Origin of the sequence: Arthrobacter sp. Soc17.1.1.1 (assembly GCF_036867195.1) — a bacterium.
GTDB lineage: Bacteria > Actinomycetota > Actinomycetes > Actinomycetales > Micrococcaceae > Arthrobacter_D.
In genome coordinates, this window is record NZ_JBAJII010000001.1 from 3,140,421 (window position 1) to 3,161,229 (window position 20,809).

General features: G+C 72.1%; 17 protein-coding genes. 4 read left to right on the top strand and 13 right to left on the bottom strand.

The window, feature by feature from the left end:
* Window positions 1-28 precede the first annotated feature (28 nt).
* The gene (locus V6S67_RS14530) at window positions 29-1,432 is read left to right on the top strand and encodes a glycosyltransferase 87 family protein (protein ID WP_334210901.1); all 1,404 of its coding nucleotides are present in this window, start codon (window positions 29-31) and stop codon (window positions 1,430-1,432) included.
* Here the strand turns inward: V6S67_RS14530 and proC are convergent.
* The 6 genes from proC to trhO form a co-directional block, all read right to left on the bottom strand.
* Entirely contained in the window at window positions 1,398-2,255 is an 858-nt protein-coding gene (gene proC, locus V6S67_RS14535) for a pyrroline-5-carboxylate reductase (protein WP_334210902.1), read from the bottom strand. The two genes, V6S67_RS14530 and proC, sit on opposite strands and share 35 nt — an antisense overlap.
* A gap of 276 nt (window positions 2,256-2,531) precedes the next feature.
* Window positions 2,532-3,332 (bottom strand): sugar phosphate isomerase/epimerase family protein, encoded by an 801-nt coding sequence (locus V6S67_RS14540; protein ID WP_334210903.1) that lies wholly within the window; start codon window positions 3,330-3,332, stop codon window positions 2,532-2,534.
* A gap of 1 nt (window position 3,333) precedes the next feature.
* Window positions 3,334-4,347 (bottom strand): Ppx/GppA phosphatase family protein, encoded by a 1,014-nt coding sequence (locus V6S67_RS14545; RefSeq protein WP_334210904.1) that lies wholly within the window; start codon window positions 4,345-4,347, stop codon window positions 3,334-3,336.
* 60 nt (window positions 4,348-4,407) lie between these two features.
* Window positions 4,408-7,155, bottom strand: coding sequence for a type I DNA topoisomerase (gene topA, locus V6S67_RS14550; protein WP_334210905.1), 2,748 nt, complete (start codon window positions 7,153-7,155; stop codon window positions 4,408-4,410).
* 120 nt (window positions 7,156-7,275) lie between these two features.
* On the bottom strand, window positions 7,276-8,988 hold the full coding sequence (locus V6S67_RS14555) for a DUF7059 domain-containing protein (protein WP_442884812.1): 1,713 nt from the start codon (window positions 8,986-8,988) through the stop codon (window positions 7,276-7,278).
* Window positions 8,985-9,911: an oxygen-dependent tRNA uridine(34) hydroxylase TrhO gene (gene trhO / locus V6S67_RS14560; protein ID WP_334210906.1), complete on the bottom strand. Its 927-nt coding sequence runs from the start codon at window positions 9,909-9,911 to the stop codon at window positions 8,985-8,987. The genes V6S67_RS14555 and trhO overlap by 4 nt, the downstream gene beginning before the upstream one ends.
* An 86-nt stretch (window positions 9,912-9,997) precedes the next feature.
* On the opposite strand from trhO, the gene V6S67_RS14565 reads away from it, so the two are divergent.
* Together V6S67_RS14565 and V6S67_RS14570 are read left to right on the top strand one after the other, a co-directional pair.
* On the top strand, window positions 9,998-10,648 hold the full coding sequence (locus V6S67_RS14565) for a GNAT family N-acetyltransferase (RefSeq protein WP_334210907.1): 651 nt from the start codon (window positions 9,998-10,000) through the stop codon (window positions 10,646-10,648).
* 48 nt (window positions 10,649-10,696) lie between these two features.
* Window positions 10,697-13,186, top strand: a complete 2,490-nt coding sequence (locus V6S67_RS14570; RefSeq protein ID WP_334210908.1) for a DEAD/DEAH box helicase — start codon at window positions 10,697-10,699, stop codon at window positions 13,184-13,186.
* A 147-nt stretch (window positions 13,187-13,333) separates the two neighbouring features.
* Here the strand turns inward: V6S67_RS14570 and V6S67_RS14575 are convergent, their stop codons facing one another.
* The 7 genes from V6S67_RS14575 to ssd form a co-directional block, all read right to left on the bottom strand.
* Window positions 13,334-13,717: an Rv3654c family TadE-like protein gene (locus V6S67_RS14575; RefSeq protein WP_334210909.1), complete on the bottom strand. Its 384-nt coding sequence runs from the start codon at window positions 13,715-13,717 to the stop codon at window positions 13,334-13,336.
* Window positions 13,710-14,087: a TadE family type IV pilus minor pilin gene (locus V6S67_RS19995; RefSeq protein ID WP_442884887.1), complete on the bottom strand. Its 378-nt coding sequence runs from the start codon at window positions 14,085-14,087 to the stop codon at window positions 13,710-13,712. Before V6S67_RS19995 ends, V6S67_RS14575 begins: the two co-directional genes overlap by 8 nt.
* A gap of 227 nt (window positions 14,088-14,314) precedes the next feature.
* Window positions 14,315-14,944 (bottom strand): DUF4244 domain-containing protein, encoded by a 630-nt coding sequence (locus V6S67_RS14585; protein ID WP_334210911.1) that lies wholly within the window; start codon window positions 14,942-14,944, stop codon window positions 14,315-14,317.
* A gap of 260 nt (window positions 14,945-15,204) precedes the next feature.
* On the bottom strand, window positions 15,205-15,840 hold the full coding sequence (locus tag V6S67_RS14590) for a type II secretion system F family protein (RefSeq protein ID WP_334210912.1): 636 nt from the start codon (window positions 15,838-15,840) through the stop codon (window positions 15,205-15,207).
* Entirely contained in the window at window positions 15,840-16,499 is a 660-nt protein-coding gene (locus V6S67_RS14595; protein WP_334210913.1) for a type II secretion system F family protein, read from the bottom strand. The genes V6S67_RS14590 and V6S67_RS14595 overlap by 1 nt, the downstream gene beginning before the upstream one ends.
* 119 nt (window positions 16,500-16,618) lie before the next feature.
* Window positions 16,619-17,800, bottom strand: a complete 1,182-nt coding sequence (locus tag V6S67_RS14600; protein WP_334210914.1) for a TadA family conjugal transfer-associated ATPase — start codon at window positions 17,798-17,800, stop codon at window positions 16,619-16,621.
* A 128-nt stretch (window positions 17,801-17,928) separates the two neighbouring features.
* A complete protein-coding gene (gene ssd / locus V6S67_RS14605) occupies window positions 17,929-19,002 on the bottom strand; it encodes a septum site-determining protein Ssd (RefSeq protein WP_334210915.1) in 1,074 nt (357 codons plus the stop codon).
* 103 nt (window positions 19,003-19,105) lie between these two features.
* Here ssd and V6S67_RS14610 point away from each other — a divergent pair, with 103 nt between their 5' ends.
* The gene (locus V6S67_RS14610) at window positions 19,106-20,803 is read left to right on the top strand and encodes a bifunctional 3'-5' exonuclease/DNA polymerase (RefSeq protein ID WP_334210916.1); all 1,698 of its coding nucleotides are present in this window, start codon (window positions 19,106-19,108) and stop codon (window positions 20,801-20,803) included.
* The last annotated feature ends 6 nt before the right edge of the window (window positions 20,804-20,809 follow it).

The following is a 20,809-nucleotide window of genomic DNA, read 5'->3' on the forward strand; positions in this document are numbered from 1 at the left end:
GCCCGGCGCTGCTCCCCGGGCGGGCCGCGTGAGAGCCTCCGGCGGGTCGCGCCGGCGTGACCGCGCCGCAGCTGCCCGGTCGCACCCGCCCGTCGGGCCCCAGCCCCACGAGTCCCAGCCCCACGAGTCCCAGGGACCCCGCGGGCTCCTCGCAGGCCTCGGGCCCCTCGGGGCGGCAGTCGTCGCGCTCGCTGGGGCGCTGGTGCTCGCCGTCGTGGTCCTGGCGGCGCAGATCCACGGGTTGGACCTGTCCGTGTACCGGCAGGGCGCACTCGCGCTGCTCGGACGCGCCGGCGACACCGAGCTGTACGACGACGCGCTCGTGCAGACGGACACGCGCGGGCTTCCCTTCACCTACCCGCCGTTCGCCGCGATCCTCTTCGTCCCGCTCGCGCTGGTGCCGGCACCGGTGGGGCTCGGCATCGTCACGGCGCTCTCGTGCCTCTGCCTCGTCGGCGTGGCCGTCGTCGTCGTGCGCTACCTGCGTGCCGCGACGCCGGCCGGCGGGGCCGCCCCCTGGCGGGCGGCCGCAGCGGTCCTCGTGGCGATGCTGCTCATCGGCATCAGCGGCCCATGGCGGGAGGGGCTCGGCTTCGGCCAGGTCAACGCACTCCTGATGGTCCTGATCCTCGCCGATCTGCTGCGGTCCACGCGCCTGCCGTCCGGCGTGCTGATCGGGATCGCCGCCGGCATCAAGCTCACACCGCTCGCGTTCGGCCTGGTGTTTCTCGCCCGGCGCGACTGGCGGTCGCTGGCCTGGCTGGCGGCGTCGTTCGGCGGGACGGTGGCCCTCGGGTGGCTCCTGGCGCCCCGGGAGTCGGCGGCCTTCTGGCTCGATGCGCTGTTCGACGCCTCCCGCGTCGGCGCGACGGCGGACCTCTACAACGTCTCGCTCAACTCGATCGTCGCGCAGTCGGGGCTGGGCGCGAGCGTGCAGCGACCCGTCTGGCTTCTCGCCTCGCTGGCCGTCGTCGCCGTCGGCTATGTCGCGATCCGGCGGGCCCTCCGCGACGGCGACACCCTCCGGGCCGTCACCGCCAATGCCGTGGTGATGCTCGCGATCTCACCCATCTCGTGGTTCCACCACTGGGTGTGGATCGCGCTGGTCCTGCCGGTCGGCTACGTGGTGGCCCGGCAGCACGCGGGCGCCCGACGGACGGTAAGCCACGTGTTGCTCGCCGTCCTCGTGCCCGTGATGATGTTCTCCTCGATCACGGTCACCCTCACGCTCACCGGCACGGTGTCCGGTGAAGGGCCCCTGCCGCTGCGTCTCTTCACGGGTCTCGGGGTGGTGCTGCCGGTCGCCCTGCTGGTCGTCTGGGCATCACTGCCCGAACGGTCCACACCGTCCGCACCGTCCGCACCGTCCGCACTGTCCACCTCGTCCGCTCGCCCTGTCAGGACGACGGCGGGACCGCCAACCCGCGCGTGATCTCCGCAGCCCGCGCCGTCGCGGCCCGGGCCCCGTCGGCGACGACGTCCGCCAGACCCCGCGCCTCGAACGTCTCGATGGCGGCCTGCGTGGTGCCGTTGGGGCTCGTGACGGCCCTGCGGAGGGCTGCGGCGTCAGCACCCTCCTCGGCCAGCATGAAGCCCGCCCCCGCGACCGTCTCCCGGGCGATCAGCGCGGAGAGTTCCGCGTCGAGGCCGAGTTCGACGCCGGCTGCGGCCATCGCCTCGGCCAGGAAGAACGCGTAGGCGGGGCCGGAGCCGCTGACGGCCGACAGTGCATCCACCTGGTCCTCGGGGATCTCGACGACGGTACCGGCGGGCCGCAGGAGCTCGCGCGCCTGCGCCATGAGTTCCGGGCCGGCGCTCGACCCGGCGGAGATGGAGAGCACTCCCCTGCCGAGCCGTGACGGCGTGTTGGGCATCGACCGGATGACGGGCTGACCCTCGGGCAGGGCGTCCTCGATCATCGCGAGGGACACCGCGGCGGCGACGCTCACGACGACGGCCGACGGCTTGAGGGCGGCCGCGATCTCCCGGGCCAGAGGCACGATGCCCACGGGCTTCACGCCCAGCACCACGACGTCCGCGTCCTGCGCGGCGGTGACGTTCGCGGCGTCGTCGTCGGCGGTGGCGAGGGCCTTCACGCCGTGGCGCTCCGCCAGCTCCGCGGCCCGGGCGGACCGGCGTACGGTGGCGGTGACCAGCACCGGGTCGAGGCCCGCGGCCAGCAGCCCGGCGAGGATGGACTCGTTCATGGATCCGCAGCCCAGGAAGGCGATGCGCTGCGCGGCTGGAGGTGTCATGGCCCCATCCTGCCACGCACGCGCCCAGCGTTCTCCCAGCCTCCTCGGTGCTCCGGCACAAGGACCGGTCCTAGTGTTGGGGATACCTCATAAGGGTGCGAGTGAGACCGGATGTCCTGATCCGGTCCGGCGCCGGTGGCACCAGATGATCCCCCCAACATCTGGACGGTCCACCGGCGCCTCCCTTCTTAACGGGGTTCCACCGGGCACGTTCGATGCAGTCTCACCGGACCCGACCCGACCCGACGGGCCCACCGGTCTACCGTGCGCGAGGCCTCAGTGGCGCAGGTGCTCCCGCGCGAAGCGCAGCGTCTCCGCCAGCCACTCCTCACGTTCCCCTGCGCCGCGCGCGCGGCGCGTGCTCACCTCCACGGCCACGACGCCGTCCCACTCGGACGCCGCGAGGTGGCCGAGGGCCTCGGCGCACCGCTGTTCCCCCTGGCCCGGCAGCAGGTGCTCGTCCTTGCCGTTCGGTGTCCCGTCGGTCAGGTGCACGTGCGCCAGCCTCCCGCCGAGCGCACGGATCTCCTCGTACGAGTCCATGCCCGCGATCGCTGCGTGCGAGAAGTCCCACGTGATGCGCTCATAGGGCTCCGGGACGGGGTTCCAGTGCGGCAGGTAGGCCTTCGCCTCGCGGCCCCGGACCTTCCACGGGTACATGTTCTCGACGGCGATCTCGACGCCGTACTCCGCAGCCACCCGCGCGATCCCCTCGGGGAACTCCTCCGCGTAGCCGGTCTGCCAGCGGAAGGGCGGGTGGGTGACCACGGTCCGGGCTCCGACCTCGGCGGCCATGGCCGCGGACAGCTCGATCTTCGTCCAGGCCTTGCCCCACACCTGCTGCGTCAGGAGCAGGGTCGGCGCGTGGATCGCGAAGATCGGCATGCCGTACCGCTCGCTGAGGACGGCGAGCTGGTCCGGGTCCTGGCTCACCGAGTTGTTGGTGACCATCACCTCCACGCCGTCGTAGCCGAGATCCTGCGCGAGCGCGAAGGCATCGTGGACCGCCAGCGGGTACACGGAGGCACTGGACAGGGCCACCGGGATGGCGGGCAGGCCGCCGGCGGGTCCGGCCATGTCAGGCCCCCCTGGGCAGGGCCGTACGCCGCATGGAGTCGAGCTGGGCGTGTCCCACCCCGGCCCCCGGCAGCGGTTCATCGGCGTCGAACATCTTGGCGTCGAAGCGTCGCAGCAGCAGTCCCTCGCGCAGCGCCCAGGGGCAGATGTCCATGGACGGCACCTTGAACAGTTCGAGGGCGCACTCGGCCACGAGCGCACCGGCGAGCACCTGGGGCGCCCGCAGGTCGGAGACGCCGTCGAGGTTCGTGCGGTCGGCGGCGCTCATGGCGGCGAGCCGCTTGGTCCACAGCGTGAGGTCCTCGAGGCGCAGCTCCCGCCGGACGAACGGCCCGGCGGCGGACGGCGCGGCGCCGGCGATCCGGGCCAGCGACCGGAACGTCTTGGAGGTGCCCGCGACGAGGTGCGGCTCACCGAGTTGCGCGAACTGCGGCACGGCCTCGCGGAGCGTCGCCCTGATATAGCGGCGCAGCTCCTTCACGCTCTTGGCCGACGGCGGGTCGCCCTGCAGCCAGTCGCGGGTGAGCCGGCCGGCACCGAGCGGCACGGACAGCGCCACCTCCGGGAGCTCGTCCGTCCCCATGGCCATCTCGAAGGAGCCGCCTCCGATGTCCAGGTTGAGGATGGACTCCGCGCCCCAGCCGTACCAGCGGCGGACCGCCTGGAACGTGACAGCGGCCTCCTGGTCGCCCGAGAGCTCCTGGAGGTCCACGCCGGTCTCCTCCCGCACGCGGGCCAGGACCTCGCTGCCGTTCCCTGCCTCGCGGATCGCCGAGGTGCAGAACGCGAGGAAGTCCTCGGCGTCGTGCCCTGCAGCGAACGCCCGGGCCTCGCGGACGAACCCGACGAGCTCGTCCTGGCCTCGCCGGGAGATCCTGCCCTGCTCGTCGAGGTACGCCACGAGCTGCAGGGGCTTCTTGTGGGACGCGAACGGCACCGGCCGTCCTCCCGGGTGGGCATCCACGAGTAGCAGATGGACCGTGTTCGACCCTATGTCCAGCACACCTAGCCGCATTGTTCCCGCGCTTCCAGCTCTACTCCCGCTTGTGGTCAGTGTCCGCGTGCCGCGCCAGGGCTACTTGCCCGCCGCGACCTTGCGCTTGGCGGGCGCCCGCCGGGTGGTCTTCTTCGGCGCCGGGCCCTTCGCCCGCTTCTCCGCGAGCATGTCGATCGCCTGCTCACGCGTCAGTTCCTCGATCGCCATGCTGCCCGGCACCGTGATGTTGGTGATGCCGTCGGTGATGTAGGGGCCGAACCGGCCGTCCTTCACCACGATGGGCTTCTCCGTCACGGGGTCCTCGCCGAACTCGGCGAGCGGAGGCGTGACCGTCCGGCCGCCGCGCTGCTTGGGCTGCTTGTAGATCTCCAGGGCCTGCTCGAGGGTGATCGTGAAGATCTCCTCCTCCGAACCGATGGACCGCGAATCGCTGCCCTTCTTCAGGTACGGGCCGAAGCGACCGTTCTGCACCGTGATCTCCTTGCCGTCCTCGTCCGTCCCGAGGACGCGCGGCAGGTTCATGAGCTTCAGGGCGTCCTCGAGCGTGACGGTGTCCACCGACATCGACTTGAAGAGGGACCCCGTGCGCGGCTTGACCTTCGCGGGCTTCTTCGGTGGCTTCGGCTTGCCGTTCTTGTAGTACTCGACCGGCTGGTTCGCGAGGTCCTCCGCGGTGACCTCGGGGATCAGTTCGATCACGTAGGGCCCGTAGCGGCCGTCACGGGCCACGATGGTGCGCCCCGTCTCGGGATCGGTGCCCAGCACGCGCTCCTGCGAGGTGGGGGCCTCCATCAGCTCGAGGGCCTTCTCGACGGTCAGCTCGTCGGGCGCGAGGTCCTCGGGCACGTTGGCGCGCTGCGGTTCGGTGCCCTCCGGGGCGTCCGCGGGCAGCGGCTTCTCGAGGTAGGGGCCGAACTTGCCCACGCGCAGCGTGATGCCGTCGGCGATCTCCACCGAGTTGATGCTGCGCGCGTCGATCTCGCCCAGCTCGGAGACGATCGTGTGCAGGCCCGTGTCCTTGCGATCGCCGTAGTAGAAGTGGTTGAGCCACTCCACGCGGCCCGCTTCACCGCGCGAGATGCGGTCGAGGTCCTCCTCGAGCTCCGCCGTGAAGTCGTAGTCGACGTAGTCGTTGAAGTGCTCCTCGAGCAGGCGCACCACGGAGAACGCGATCCAGCTCGGCACGAGGGCCTGCCCGCGGGTGCTCACGTAGCCGCGATCCATGATCGTGGACATCGTCGCCGCGTAGGTCGACGGGCGACCGATGCCGCGCTCGTCGAGCACCTTCACGAGCGACGCCTCGGTGTAGCGCGGGGGCGGCGAGGTCTCGTGGCCGACGGCCTCGATCGCCGTCGCACCGAGCGGGTCGCCCTTGGCGACGTCGGGCAGGCGGGTGCCCTGCGCGTCGTCGTCCACGCCGTCCTCGGAGCGGCCCGCGTCGCGGCCCTCCTCGTAGGCGGCGAGGAAGCCGCGGAACGTGATGACCGTGCCGGAGGCGGCGAACTCGGCGTCGCGGCCGTCGGTGCTCCGCGCGCCGAGGCGCAGGGACGCGGTCGAGCCCTTCGCGTCGGCCATCTGCGAGGCGACGGTGCGCTTCCAGATCAGCTCGTACAGGCGGAACTCGTCGCCGCGGAGGGACTGCGCCACCTGCGCCGGGGTGCGGAACGAGTCGCCCGCGGGACGGATGGCCTCGTGGGCCTCCTGCGCGTTCTTGGCCTTGCCCTTGTACACGCGGCGCGCCTCGGGGACGTACTCCGGGCCGTACAGCTCGGACGCCTGCCGGCGGGCAGCATTGATGGCCTGGTCCGAGAGCGCCGAGGAGTCGGTACGCATGTAGGTGATGTAGCCGTTCTCGTACAGCCGCTGCGCCACCTGCATGGTGACCTTCGAGCTGAAGCGCAGCTTGCGGGCCGCCTCCTGCTGCAGGGTGGACGTGGTGAACGGCGCGGCGGGACGGCGCGTGTAGGGCTTGGTCTCGACGGAGCGGATCTCGAACGCGGCGCTCTCCAGGCCCGTGGCGAGTGAACGCGCGGCGTCCTCGTCGAGCCGGACGGCGTTGGCGGCCTTCAGCTCACCACGGTCCGAGAAGTCCTTGCCGGAGGCGATGCGACTGCCGTCCACGGCCACGAGCTTGGCCGGGAAAGCGCCGCCCTTGGCGGAGTCCTCGGGCGTGAAGGTGCCGGTCAGGTCCCAGTACGACGCCGCACGGAACGCCATGCGCTCGCGTTCCCGCTCGACGACGAGGCGCGTCGCCACCGACTGCACGCGGCCGGCGGACAGACCGCGGGCCACCTTGCGCCACAGGACGGGAGAGATCTCGTAGCCGTAGAGGCGGTCGAGGATGCGGCGGGTCTCCTGGGCGTCGACCATCGGGATGTCGACGTCGCGCAGTTCCCCGAGCGCACGGGTGACGGCTTCCTTCGTGATCTCGCCGAAGGTCAGGCGGTAGACGGGGACCTTCGGCTTCAGGACCTGCAGCAGGTGCCAGGCGATGGCCTCGCCCTCGCGGTCGGCGTCGGTGGCGAGGTAGAGCTCGTCGGCGTCCTTGAGCGCCGCCTTGAGCTCGGCGACGGTCTTCCGCTTCTCCGGGGAGACCACGTAGTAGGGCTCGAAGTCCTTGTCGAGGTCCACCGCGAACTTGCCCACGGAGGACTTCTTCAGTTCGGCGGGGAGGTCGGACGGCTGGGGCAGGTCGCGGATGTGCCCCATGGACGCCGCGACCTGGAAACCCTCACCGAGGTAACCCGAGATGCTCTTGATCTTGCTGGGGGACTCAACGATGACGAGCTTCTTGCCGTGCTTCTTGTCCGTGGCCTTGGTCGGCACTTCTCTCCTATGAATACGGGTGCGATGCCGCGGATCGAACGCGGGCATCCGGTCCGAATGCCGCTGGCCGCGCTCCCCCAGTATGCGTCATGAGTACCTGCACAAGGGTAACCGGTGGTTTCAGGGGGCCGGAATCAGGAACCCTTCGCGGACGAGCTGCTCCACATCGACGAGCAGCTCCGAGGTGAAGGCCGAGTCGGGACGATCCAGCAGCATCGCCAGGGCGCCGGCGATCTGTCCCGCCGTCAGATCGCCGTCGCACGCGGACGCGAAGCCCGCGAGCTCCGTGCTCAGCAGGGTGGTGCGGCGCAGCCCGGCCCCCTGCCGCAGCAGGATGACGCCGGGGTGTTCCGCCCCGGGCCGCTGGTGCCGTTCCTCGGTGACGTCGTCGGCCACGAGCAGGAACTCGTCGGCGAGGCCGACACCGGACGCGGCCTGCTCCGTGTGCTCGGCGAGCCAGTCCGCCCGTCCGATGGCGGCCGCCAGGTGGGGGCCCACCGGCTGCTCGATCTCGTGCGTGATCTCCTCGAGCGTCACGCGCACGAGGCCGCCCGGATTCCGTGGGCGCCGCAGCCACACGGAGCCGAACCCGATGCCCTCGACGTCCCGGGAGGCGAAGTCCGCGAGGTAGTCGGCGAAGCTCCGCAGGTAGGCGTCGCGGTCCCGGTTCTCGGCGGCGTCCCGCAGCCACGTCTCCGCGTACTGTACGGGGGTCAGCTGCTCGCGCTGGATGATCCACGCGTCGACGCCGGGCGGCACGAAGCCGCGGATCCGCCGCTCCCAGCCGGTGCCCTCGGTGATTTCCCAGTTGCCGAGCAGCTGCGCCGCCCCGCCCGGTGGGAGGACGCCGGGCAGCTCCCGGACCAGGGTCTCCACGATGGCGTCCCCGGCGAGTCCGCCGTCGCGGTAGGTGTAGGACCCGGCCGGGTCACCCGTGCGCGGGGTGATCACGAAGGGCGGGTTGGACACCACGAGGTCGAACCGCTCGCCCTCGACCGGCTCGAGCAGGCTGCCGAGACGCAAGCTGACCCGCTCGCCGAGTCGCTGCGGGTCGAGGCCGAGGGCCGGGGCGTTCAGCAGGAGGTTGAAACGCGCGAAGGCGAGCGCACGCACGGAGATGTCGGTCAGGGTGACATGGCGTGCGTGCGACAGGAGATGGAAGGCCTGGATGCCGCAGCCCGTGCCGAGGTCCAGCGCCCGGTCCACGGGAGCCCTCATCACGGTCTGCGCCAGGGTCAGCGACGCACCGCCGATCCCCAGGACATGGTCGTGGGGCAGCGGCCCCGGACGCTGCTCGGAGCCGAGATCGCTGGCCACCCAGAGGCTGCCGCCGACGTCGGAGGCGTAGGGGCGGAGCTCGACGGCGGCACGCCAGGCGCGCGGGGCATGGTTCGTCCCGCCGGGCGCCGGGCGGGGTCCCGCGGCATCCTGGGGGACCCCTTCGATGAGCCGGAGCCGTTCGAGCCCGGCGACACCGATCGAGGGGAAGGCGGTCCGGAGGAGGTGCTCCGCCACGTCCTCGCCGAGGAGCCACAGGAGCACGGGCACGGCATGCGGGTCCACGGCACGCGGGTCCCCGGCACCGGTGTCCCCTGCGTCCGTGGTGTCGCCGTCTCCGAGGAGGCGCCGGACCTCCAGCAGGGCCGGCACGAGCTGTCCCCGGCCGAGCGCCGAGTAGGCGGGGCCGCCCAGGAGGGCGCCGACGCCGTCGACCGTGTAGTCGAGGGACGTCAGATCGGCGGCGAGGGCTTCGAGGGCTGCGGCGTCCATGCTGGACGGCGCGGACGCGACGTCGTCGTCGAACTCCCGGTGTCCGGCAGGAAGGGGCGTCATGCGGCGCCCGCGGTCGTCGCCTCGTCCTCGTCCGATTCGCAGCCCTGCGGGCAGCGCAGCGTGACGGGGTCGGCGGCGCACCCCGCGCAGTACAGGGTGAGGTTGCGGCAGGCGGGGTTGGAGCAGTTCTCGAAGGTGCTCGTGGGCGCATGGCACCGCACGCACTTGCCGAGGGTCACGGCGTCGTCGCTGAACTCGAGGTGCATGCGCCTGTCGAAGACGTACAGCGATCCCTCCCAGAGCCCGGTGTCGCGGTACTTCTCCCCGTAGCGGACGATCCCGCCGTCGAGCTGGTAGACCTCCTGGAAGCCGCGGTTCACCATGAGGCTGGAGAGCACCTCGCAGCGAATCCCACCCGTGCAGTAGGTCACGACGGGCTTGTCCTTGAGGTCGTCGTACCGGCCGGAGTCGAGCTCGCGGACGAAGTCGTGGGTGGTCCGCACGTCGGGCACGACGGCGCCCTTGAACCGTCCGATCTGCGCCTCGAGGGCGTTCCGGCCGTCGAAGAAGACGACCTCCTCCCCCGCCGCGCGCTTGGCGTCGACCAGCGCGTGCAGTTCCTCGGGCTTCAGGTGCGTGCCGCCACCCACCACGCCGTTCTCGTCGACCTTCAGTTCACCGGGGGCGCCGAAGGACACGATCTCGTCGCGGACCTTGACGCTCAGGCGCGGGAAGTCGTCGGCACCGCCGTCGGACCACTTGATCTCCATGCCCTTGAACGCCGGATACTCTCGCGTGGCCTTCACGTACTGCTTCACCGCGCCGACCTCGCCGCCCACGGTGCCGTTGATGCCGTCCTTCGAGATGAGGATCCTGCCGCGCAGCCCCCACCTCTCGCAGAGAGCCCGCTGCCACAGCCGTATCGCTTCGGGATCGGTCAGCGGAGCGAAGGCGTAATAAAGGGCGATCCGGTTCGTCGACACACGTTAAAGCGTACTTCGCGTCTCGGAACGGTCAGGCTCGCGGCCCTCTATGTCCAACGCCCGCGACGGGAACTAGGGTTCAGCACATGGGCGCACAAGCAGACAAAGCACTTCTCGACACGTGGATCACCGGGTGGTCCGCGTGCAGGGGCTACGAGCCGCACGACGACGGCCGCACCACCTCGGTCCTCCTGACCGACCAGCAGGACCAGACGGAGCACTTCCTCTTCGAACCCACCACCGAGCAGTTCCTCGACGTGGCCGCGGAGACCCGGCAGGACCCCCTGCGGGTGCTGACCGTCGTCACCGGCCGGATGCAGGAGCTGATCGACGCCGCCGCCCCGCTGGGCATGCGCGTGACCGACCGTCGGCAGTCGCTCATGAGCGTCGACATGGCCGGACAGGACGTCGAGGAGCCCAGGGCGCCCGGCGACGACTTCGTCCTCGGTCGTATCCGCGACGGGGCGTGCCGCCGTGTCACGGTCCACTCCCACGGGCGCCTGGCCGCCCGTGGTTCCGTGTCCGCGGTCGGCGAGTACGCGGTCTACGACCGGATTGTCACCGAGGAGGATTTCCGGCGGCGCGGGCTGGGCAGCTACGTGATGCGGGCCCTCACCGCCGACGTCCTGGACGACGACGTCACCCTGGGCCTTCTCATGGCCTCCGCCGACGGGCGGGCGCTGTATGAATTCCTCGGGTGGCAGCACCTGATCGATGTGTTCGTCATCAGAGGATAAGGACCCGATCCGCCCTCCCCGTCCGCAGGCCGATGGGAGAATGGCGGCGTGGCTGCACACGACTCCCTGATCCCCCTGCTCGGGGGTGGACCCGACCCCGAGCAGCTGCTGCATGTCCGCGAGATCCCCGCGCGGGACGCCGAGCACGCCCCGTGGCCGGAGTGGGTCCACCCCGACGTAGTGTCCGCCTTCGCCGCGCGCGGCGTGCACGAGCCCTGGCGTCATCAGGTGGAGGGCGCCACGTCCGCGCACGACGGCGAACACACCATCGTCGCCACGGGCACCGCGTCCGGCAAGTCCCTCTGCTACCAGCTGCCGGTGCTCGACGAGATCCACCGCAGCGAACTGGCGAACCGGGCCACGCTCGCCCCGAACGGGTCGGTGGCCCTCTACCTCGCACCCACCAAGGCACTGGCGGCGGACCAGCTCTCGGCCGTCAACGCGCTCAAGCTGCCCACCGTTCGCGCCGAGACGTACGACGGCGACACGGAGTCCGGCGCCCGCCGCTGGATCCGCGACCACGCCAATCTGGTCCTCGCCAATCCCGACATGCTCCACTACGGGATCCTCCCCAACCACACGTGGTGGGCGCGGTTCTTCCGCCGGCTGAAGTTCGTCATCATCGACGAGGCGCACAGCTACCGCGGCGTCTTCGGCTCCCACGTCGCGAACCTCCTGCGGCGGCTGCGCCGGGTCTGCGCGAGCTACGGCGCGCATCCCGTGTTCATCGGGGCGTCGGCCACCTCCGCGGCGCCCGCGGCATCCTTCAGCAGGCTGATCGGTGCTCCCGCGCGGGCCGTCGACCAGGACTGCTCACCGCACGGTTCCACCACGGTGGCCTTCTGGGAGCCGCAGCTCACCGGGTTGAAGGGCGAGAACGGGGCGCCCTCCCGGCGGACGGTCATCGCCGAGACGTCCGACCTGCTCGCGAACCTGATCTCCGCCCGGGTGAGGACCATCGCGTTCATCAAGTCCCGGCGCGGGGCGGAGAGCATCGCGCAGACCACCCGGCGGATGCTCGAGGACGTGCACCCGAACCTGCCGCACCGCATCGCGGCCTACCGTTCGGGCTATCTGCCCGAGGAGCGGCGGGCGCTCGAGTCGTCGCTGCGCAGCGGTGAGCTGCTGGGAGTGGCCAGCACCTCCGCCCTGGAACTCGGGATCGACATCTCCGGCCTCGACGCCGTCCTCGTGGCCGGCTGGCCGGGAACCCGCGCGTCCCTCATGCAGCAGATCGGCAGGGCGGGGCGGTCCGGCCAGGACGCCATCGCCGCGTTCGTCGCCAGCGACGACCCCCTCGACACCTACCTCGTGCACCATCCGGAGGCCGTGTTCGACCTCGCCGTCGAGGCCACGGTGTTCGATCCCTCCAATCCCTACGTGCTCGGACCCCACCTGTGCGCCGCAGCGGCCGAGCTGCCCCTCACGGAGGCGGACCTCGAACTGTTCGGGGCGACGTCTGAGGCCCTGCTCGGCACCCTGTGCGAGCAGGGCTTCCTGCGGCGACGCCCCGCGGGCTGGTTCTGGACCCACCCCCAGAGCGCCGCGGCGATGGTCAACCTCCGGGCCGACGGCGGCGGCCCCATCAACATCGTCGACGCGGACTCGGGCGCCCTGCTGGGGACCATGGACTCGCCGCAGAGCCACTACCAGGCGCACCCGGGTGCTGTGTACGTGCACCAGGGCCGGACGTTCGTGGTGCAGGAGCTCAACGAACAGGACCACTGCGCCATCGTGTCCCGGGCCCACCCCGACTACTACACCCAGGCGCGGGACGTCACGCAGATCGAGGTGATCGGGCGCGACGTCAGCGCCCTGTGGGGCGGGGTCCTCGCGAACTTCGGCGATGTGAAGGTCACCACCCAGGTGGTGTCCTTCCAGCGCAAGGCGTTCTCCTCCAACGAGATCCTGGGGGAGGAACCCCTGGAGCTCGAGGCCCGGGACCTGTTCACGAAGAGCGTGTGGTTCGAGATCAGCCCCGAACTGCTCGAGGCAGAGGGCATCCTCGCGGAGGAGCTGCCCGGAGCGCTCCACGCCGCCGAACACGCTGCGATCGGACTGCTGCCGCTCGTCGCCTCGAGCGACCGATGGGACATCGGAGGTGTCTCGACGGCGCTGCACGCCGACACGGGCCTGCCGACCATCTTCGTGTACGACGGGCACCCCGGGGGTGCGGGCTTCGCCGAGCGCGGATTCGAGGCTGCCCGCACCTGGCTGTCGGCGACCCGCGACGCCATCGAGGCCTGCGAGTGCGAGTCCGGCTGCCCCTCGTGCGTGCAGTCCCCGAAGTGCGGCAACAGGAACAACCCCCTGAGCAAGGGCGGCGCCGTCGCGGTGCTGTCCCTCATCCTCAACCAGGCGGCACGTGCTTCCGCGCAGGGCGTCGGCCCCGATGCCACAGTGGCGCCCGCTGAACCCGTGACGTCGTCCGCCGGCTCGGCGGTCGACGCCGCAGCGCCAACGCCAACGCCAACGCCAGCCTCCGCCTCCACCTCTGCCTCCGCCTCCGCGCACGGTCGAGCGGCAACGGCAGGCTGAGCGGTTCCAGCAGGTGGCCCTCGCGGGGGGCGGTCTCCCGCCGCCTCCACGTCCCGTGTCCCCGACCATCGACCACCGATCACCGACCACCGACCGGAGGACGGCGGGCGGCGGGCGGCGGGCGCTGAGCCCCATACCCCGATCCCCTCACGGCGGCGGCCCCGCCCTCGCCGCGCCGACCGCGTCCGGAAGCAGGCCGCGCCCGCTGATCGAGACTCGGACCACGGCCGTCCCGGGCCCTGTTCCGCCGACCGAGCACGCCTGCAGCGTCGCACCGTGATGGTGCGCCACCTCTCCCGCGGCCGTGCACGGGTCACCCGGGGTGATCCCCCTGGCGACGTCCGCCGCCGCGAGCGCTGCGAGATCGGCTGCGGTCGCCGCTTTCGACGCGGCCGCAGCAGCCTGGAGCAGGAGGGCGGCAGCTGCAATCAGGAGTAGTGCCATCAACGCGAGCCCTGCCATGAGCAGGGTCCCGGCACCCCTTTCCCGGTCGCCGCGGGACTGCCGTGCCGGCGGTGCCGCCCTACCCATCGTGTTCCTCCTTCCCCGACGCCGAAGCGTGCAGTTCGATGTCCAGCAGGTCGACGAGGGGGCCGTCCACATGAGCCCGCACTTCCACCGTCGTCCAGCCAGCACCCGAGACGATCCGCGCCGACGCCGCGGTCCCTGCGAGTCGCTGCACCGTCTCCTGCACGGACTCGCTGCTCTCACCCCGCATGAGTTCACGCGCCCCGGCTCGGGCCGCCTCCTCGAGCCGGAGCTGCGTGGCACCGACATGGGCCGTGCCGATCAGGAGGGCGAGCAGGAAGACCAGGACGGGTAGCACGACAGCGACCTCGGCAGTGACGGAGCCCTGTTGCAGCAGCTCCGACTGCGCTCCCGACGCCCGTGCTGCGCCTATCCCATGACCGTCACGGCGTCGACGCGCTGTCGGTGTCGGCACTTTGGATGCGGGCGTCGCGGGCGCGGGCACCGCGGCTAGGGGCACCGCGGCTAGGGGCACCGCGGAGATCCGTGCCGTCGGTGCCGGCATGGTGGATGCCGACGCCACGGCTGCGGGTGCGGCGGATGCGGGTGCAGCGGAGTCCCGCGCCGTACCGTGCCTCGATCCCTCCCGGCCGCCACGCATCAGCCGAAGTTCAGCGCAGACGTGATGAGGGACATCAACAGCCCTCTGACCTCCCCGCTCGACAGGACCGCGACCAGCAGCGCGGCGAACCCCACCGCAGCCAGGGTGGCGATCGCATATTCGGCGGTCGCCATGCCTGCTTCCCGGTCCACGGCGTCCCGACGGTGCCGGGTCACCCTGTCGTCCGATCTCCGGCGCCGGGCTCCGGCACGGCGGGCAGCCCGATCACCCCGGCCGATCGGGTCGATCGGGTCGATCGGGTCGATCGGGGTGACCCGGTCACCGGTCGGCAGGCTGCGCTCACCTCCCGTGCCGGTCCCTCCCGTGCCGGTCGCCGACACGATGGAAGCTGCGCCCATGGAAGCCATGCCGACGGATGACAGCGGCACGATCTGCGCCTGGCCGTCCTGCCCCTGCCCGAACGGCGTGCGTCCGACCAGCGCTGGCCTGATCTGCACCCGTCCGCCCGGCACCGCGGAGGCTACCGACAAGGGCATCACCGGGCACACCGTCCCGCCCCCGGACCGGCCACCCTGCGTCACGTCCACCGGCACCTCCTTCGAGAAGGCATCCCCTCCCCTCTGCCCCGGATCCTCCACCGTGCCGTGCTGCTGCATCCGCATTCCCATGACAGCTCCTTCTTCATCGACGTGGACCCTGCCCACGCGGCGTGAGCGGCGGTTGCCGCACCACCAACTCTGGCGCCCGCCCACGGCCGGTCGGGCGCCGGAGCCCGGTAAGTGGATAACCGGTGGAGCCCCCCTTAGCGGTGCAATCAGCGGGCCTGCAGCGGAGGGGCCCATCCCTCGGGAGCGCCGTACCTGCGACGTCGAAGCGCCGCGAACTGCCACGTCGCCGGAACCCGTCGCAGGGCACTGCAGCGCGCGAACTACAGGGCCGGCAGGAGACCGAGGACGACGGGCACGACACCGAGGCAGATGAACGCCGGCAGGGAGCACAGTCCGAGCGGCAGCACGAGCTGGACGCCCAGCACGGCGGCCTTCCTGTCGATCTCGCGGTTGCGCCGTCGTCGTAACTGGGCGGCATGAGCGTGCAGGAGCGCCGCAGATGGTGCGCCGGTGGAGGTGGCGAAGCGGAGACCGTCCCGGACGTCCGCGACGGTCCGCGCATGGACGCGCGCGGTGCGGCGGTGCCGGGGTGACGGGTACCGGGGCCTGGCAGGAACGCCGCGGGTGTGGCGAGGCCCTGCGTCGCTCGATGCCGCGGACGCCGACTCCCACGCCGACTCCCAGGTAGCCCCGAGAAGCCTGGCCGCACACACCCGGGCGAGAGCCGGCTTGAGATCGGGGTCGCAGGCGTCGCTGACGACCGTCAGGGCACTCTCGACCGACGCCCCGGCCGCCACCATCGCACCGAGCAGATCGAGCATCAGCGGGGCGTCCCGGATCCCCTGCCGGACCGCCGGGTTCTCCTTTGTTCCGGACACCCGCCGGAGGCGCCCGGAAGGGAGGGTGAGGATAGCCGACGCGACCCCGAGCAGGAGTCCCACAACGAGGCCTGCCATCACGGGCCACTCCCGGCTGCGCTGGCACGGTGCACGAGACGACGCGTCCAGAGGCGGGAGGCGATCATGAGCACGACCCCCGCGGCGAGGGCGGCCCGTCCGAGGAATGACCCCAGGAGGACCGCGAGGGGATTCAACCCCAGTGCGAAGCCCAGAACCAGTCCGACGGCCGGGAGCCACGCGAGAAGGACGACCGTGGCGCGCGGCCCGGCCAGTGCCGCCTCCCGCGCCGACAGCCCGTCGAGGTCGGCGACCAGTTGCGCAGCGTACTGCTCGAGGATCCGGGCCAGCGGGGCACCGCTTCGTTCCGCGACGATCAGGCAGCCGGACAGGTCAATCCACAACCGGTCGAGGTGCTCATGGGCCGGACCTCCTGCTGCGGGCGCCGCTGTGCGGTCCGTCGCCTGGCGCAGGGCCTCGGGAACGCTCAAACCCAGTTCCGCGGCCCGGCGCGCGGTGGCGAGTACCGGCAGCACTACGGTCGCGAACGCGCTCCGCGACCCGGCATGCACCCTCTCCAGGTCGGCCCACAGGACGTGCGGTGGCCGTCCTGCCCGGAGGAGGCCTGCCAGCTGAAGGACGAACAGCGGCAGTTCGTGCAGATCGACGGTCCGTCCTGCACCCTCGATCACCCCGCCGTGGCGGTGGCCGACGGACAAGGGCCGAGATCCCGGAGGACGGCCGACCTCCGTTCCACCACCCCGTGCCGGAGGCTCTGCTCCCCGCGAAGTGAGGAGCACACAGGACGCCGCCAGCAGGAGGGCGACGACCATCCCGGTCATGGCCCGGGAGGCCGGGTGCCCCGAGGGTCGGGGCCCTGTGCAGGGACTGCAGCGGCCCATCCCACGCGGTGAGCGAAATCGTCCCAGCCCGCGGCCCGACGGCAGCCCGCTCCGGAATCCACGAGGACGGGTCGGACGACCAGTGCGGTCCCCTGCCCGAGTTCGAGCAGGCCGATGCTCTCGACACGGCGGCCCCGAGCATCCCGCACGACGTGGACGACCACGTCGAGGGCGCTCGCCGCCTGCAGCGCGAGGGCGTCGGCCGTCAGCCCGGCGAGCGCCGCGAGCGCACTCAGGCGTGCGGGCACGGCCTCGGCCGAGTTCGCGTGGATCGTCGCCCCACCGCCGTCGTGTCCCGTGTTCATCGCCGCCAGCAGCTCACGCACCTCTGCGCCCCGGCATTCCCCGACCACGAGCCGGTCCGGCCTCATCCGCAGGGCCTGCCGGACCAGTTCGGTGAGGTCGAGCACGCCCGCCCCTTCGAGGTTGGCGTGCCGCGACTGCAGCCCGACCGTATGGGGATGGGCGGGGTCGAGTTCGGCGGCGTCCTCCACCAGCACGACGCGCTCCTGCGGCCCGGCGAGACCGAGGAGGGTGGAGAGGAGGGTCGTCTTGCCCGTTCCGGTCGCGCCGCTGATGAGGAAGTTGAGGCGGCTCCTCATCATCAGGGTCAGGGCGTCGGCCATCTGGAGCGCCACGGTCCCGCCGGCGGTGAGTTCCGCGAGGGAGAACACCCGCGGGCGCCGGATACGGATGGACACGAGGGTGCCCGTCGTGGAGATGGGCGGGAGGACAGCATGGACCCGGAGTCCGTCGAGGCGGACATCCGCAGCCGGGCATCCGTCGTCGAGACGCCGCCCGCCGGCCGCCACGAGACGGACGGCAAGGGCTCGCACCTCGTCGTCCGTGCCGAACACGCGGCCGATCCGCCGCAGGCCGGTGGTGCCGTCGACCCACACATCGGCCGGACCGTTGACGAGGATGTCCGTGACCGACTCCTCCGCAAGGAGGTGTTCGAGCGGACCCAGTCCTTTGAGTTCGGCTCGCACCCGGTCGAGGGCCGAGAGTGTGCCCTCCGAACCGAGCAGCCGGCCACTCGAGCCGACCGCGTCCGCGAAGGCCGCGCCGGTCGGCCGGACGTCCCCCGCCAGGACGGCCCTGCGGACGGTGTCCACCATGGACACCGCCCCGGCGTCATCCGTCGAAGGGCTCCCACCGGCACGTCCGCCGGCACCGGAACGGGGCGGAGGCTCGCCCTGTGCACGCAACTGGCGCCGCGTCGGCCCGTCCTCTCCGCTGCCGCCCCTCATCCCGCGCGCTCCAGCCCGGCGCAGACGGAGTGGACGACGTTCCGCGCCCTCCGGGGGAGCCTGAAGCCGAGCATGCCGCCACCGGCCTCCGCCGGAGCGGCTCCGCGGACGAAGGGCAGATACGGCAGCGGACCGGGCCGCCCGGTCAGATCGGCCACGTGCCATGCGTCGAGCCCGTCGAGGACGGGTCCGCGCAGCACCACCGTGACGTGCGCCGAGCCGTACACCGGCAGGACGGCCTCCAGCGCCGCGATGCTGCGCGGACGCGAGGGCACCAGCAACACGAGGTGATCGCAGGCCGATACCAGGGATCGGCCTGACGGGACGCTGCCACCGAGGTCCACCAGGCTCACGTCGAACGCGCCCCGGGCAGCGTCGAGCACGGCGGCCGCGGATTCCATTCCCTCCGCCGCAGCCGCTCCGCTGGCGTCGGGACGCGCCGTGTGGGACAGCACCGACAGATTCCCGGCGACCGGCAGGGCGGACTTCAGCTGCCCCGCGTTCAGGGTGCCCCGCAGCTCCCGGAGATCGCGCCAGCGGACGCCGGGGTGTTCCTCGAGCCCCAGGGCTACGTCGAGCCCGCCATGCAGTGGCTGCCCGTCCACCAGCAGGATGGGCCTTCCGCGGCGGGCAAGACTGCGCGCACACCAGAAGGCGAGCGTGCTGACGCCGCATCCGCCGGCCGTCCCGAGGAAACCGACCACCGATCCGGCAGCCGCCGGGTTCAGGCACCGGCCCAGGTATTCGGCGAGCCAGCCGGAGCCGTGCGGCAGGATCACGACCCGGGACGACGCCAGGCCCGCCGCGGCCGCCCACACGCGCGCCTCGTCCTCGGGCGCGCCCACCACGATCACCTCCCCGTGCCCGGCCACCCCCGCCCGGGCCTGATCGGGGCCGGCGAGCAGCACCGCCGGGTCCAGGGGCAGTGCGTCCGCGATGCCGTCCACGAAGGTCGGCGTGGCCCCGGCAGCCGCGCACGCCCGCGCCACCTGGTCCTGCACGTACTGGGAACCGCCCGCGAGGACCACGCGCCCTCGTCGGGCCTCCGGGGTCCAGGTCTGGTGCCTCATGCGCCAAGCCTCACCGGACGGCCCGGGCCGCCAGCGCTCGGCGGCCGCTATGTGGACAACCGGTGATTGCAGGAATGACACCGCCACCGCCGACAATATGGACATGTACATCGCCGTGGCACCGACGCCGTCGCACCAGGGCGGCAGCAGCAGCGTTTCGCTCCAGCGACTGGACCCGAGCGGTGTCCGGACGGGTGCTCCGAGGATCGTGGAGCCCGGTGGGCTCGTGTCCGCCGTCGCCGAGGCCGAGGTCGGCCGCCCGCGCTGGGTCTGGGACCGGACACGGCGCTGGTACCCCGAGCTGCTGGCGGCAGGCGTGAGCGTCGACCGGTGCTGGGACGTGACACTGACCCGTTCCCTCCTCGCCCATTCACCGGCGTGCCGCCCCTCCCCGTACATCGACTCCCTGCGGGCGACGGCCCGCACGGACGACGGCACCGAACCCGTGCGGACCTCGCTGCCGCCGGTCCCGCCCGCACCGAACCAGCAGTCGCTGTTCGACGAACCGCAGGCCACGGCGGGCCCGTTCCTCGACGACGTCGTCGACGAGTTCGGCCGGCAGCTCGCCGCCGTCGCCGACGCCACGGAAGCCGCGCGCCTCACCCTGCTCGTCGCGGCCGAGTCGGCGGGTGCCCTCATCGCCACCGAGATGGAGTCCTGGGGCCTCCCCTGGCGCCGGGACATCCACGAGGAGCTGCTCGAACGGAGCCTGGGCCCCCGGCCGGCGGAAGGCGCCCGGCCACGGGAACTGGAGCGGCTCGCCGGCGAGCTGCGGACGGCCCTGGCGAACCCGGGCCTGAATCCGGACTCGCCGCAGGAGGTCCTGCGGGCACTGCACCGAGCGGGGATCGAGGTGAGGACCACCCGGTCCTGGGAACTCGAGCGCCAGCAGCACCCGGCGATCGCGCCGCTCCTCACCTACAAGAAACTCTCCCGGCTCCTGACCGCCAACGGGTGGACCTGGCTCGACACCTGGGTGCACGACGGCCGCTTCCGCCCGGAGTACGTGGTCGGCGGCGTCGTGTCCGGACGCTGGGCCTCACGGGGCGGCGGAGCGCTGCAGATCCCTCACCAGGTGCGCGACGCCGTGAGACCGGACGAGGGCCACGTCTTCATCGTCGCCGATGCCGCGCAGCTCGAACCGCGGGTGCTGGCGGCCCTCGGGCGGGACTCGGCGCTCGCCGCCGCCGCACGCGGCCGCGACCTCTATCAGGGCATCGCCGACCAGGGCTTCGGCGGCGACCGGGCGAAGGCCAAGCTCGCGATGCTCGGTGCCATGTACGGCGCCACCAGCGGCGAGTCCGGCCGACTGATGCCGCAGCTGACCCGCGCCTACCCGCGGGCCATCGGCGTGGTGGAGGCGGCAGCCCGGGCGGGCGAGGCGGGAGACGGCGTGGCGAGCCATCTCGGCCGCGGGTGCCCGCCCGCATCGGAGGAATGGCGGGCTCGACAGCGCACCACGACGGCGGAGGAACAGCGCAGGGCGGACGGCGCCGCCCGGGCGCGGGGCCGCTTCACGCGGAACTTCGTGGTGCAGGCCTCCGCCGCGGAGTGGGCCCTCTGCTGGCTCGCCGAGATCCGTCGCCGCCTCGCAGCGAGCAGCATCCCGGAACCACGGAGCCGGATCGCGTTCTTCCTTCACGACGAGGTGGTGCTGCACGTCCCGACGGACCGGGCGGAGGAGGCGCAGCTCATCCTCGAGGAGGCCGCACGCGCCGCGACCCGCCTGATCTTCGGCGCCATCCCCATCGAGTTCTCCATCACGACCGTCACGGTGTCCTCCTACGCGGACGCGAAGTAGGGCGCC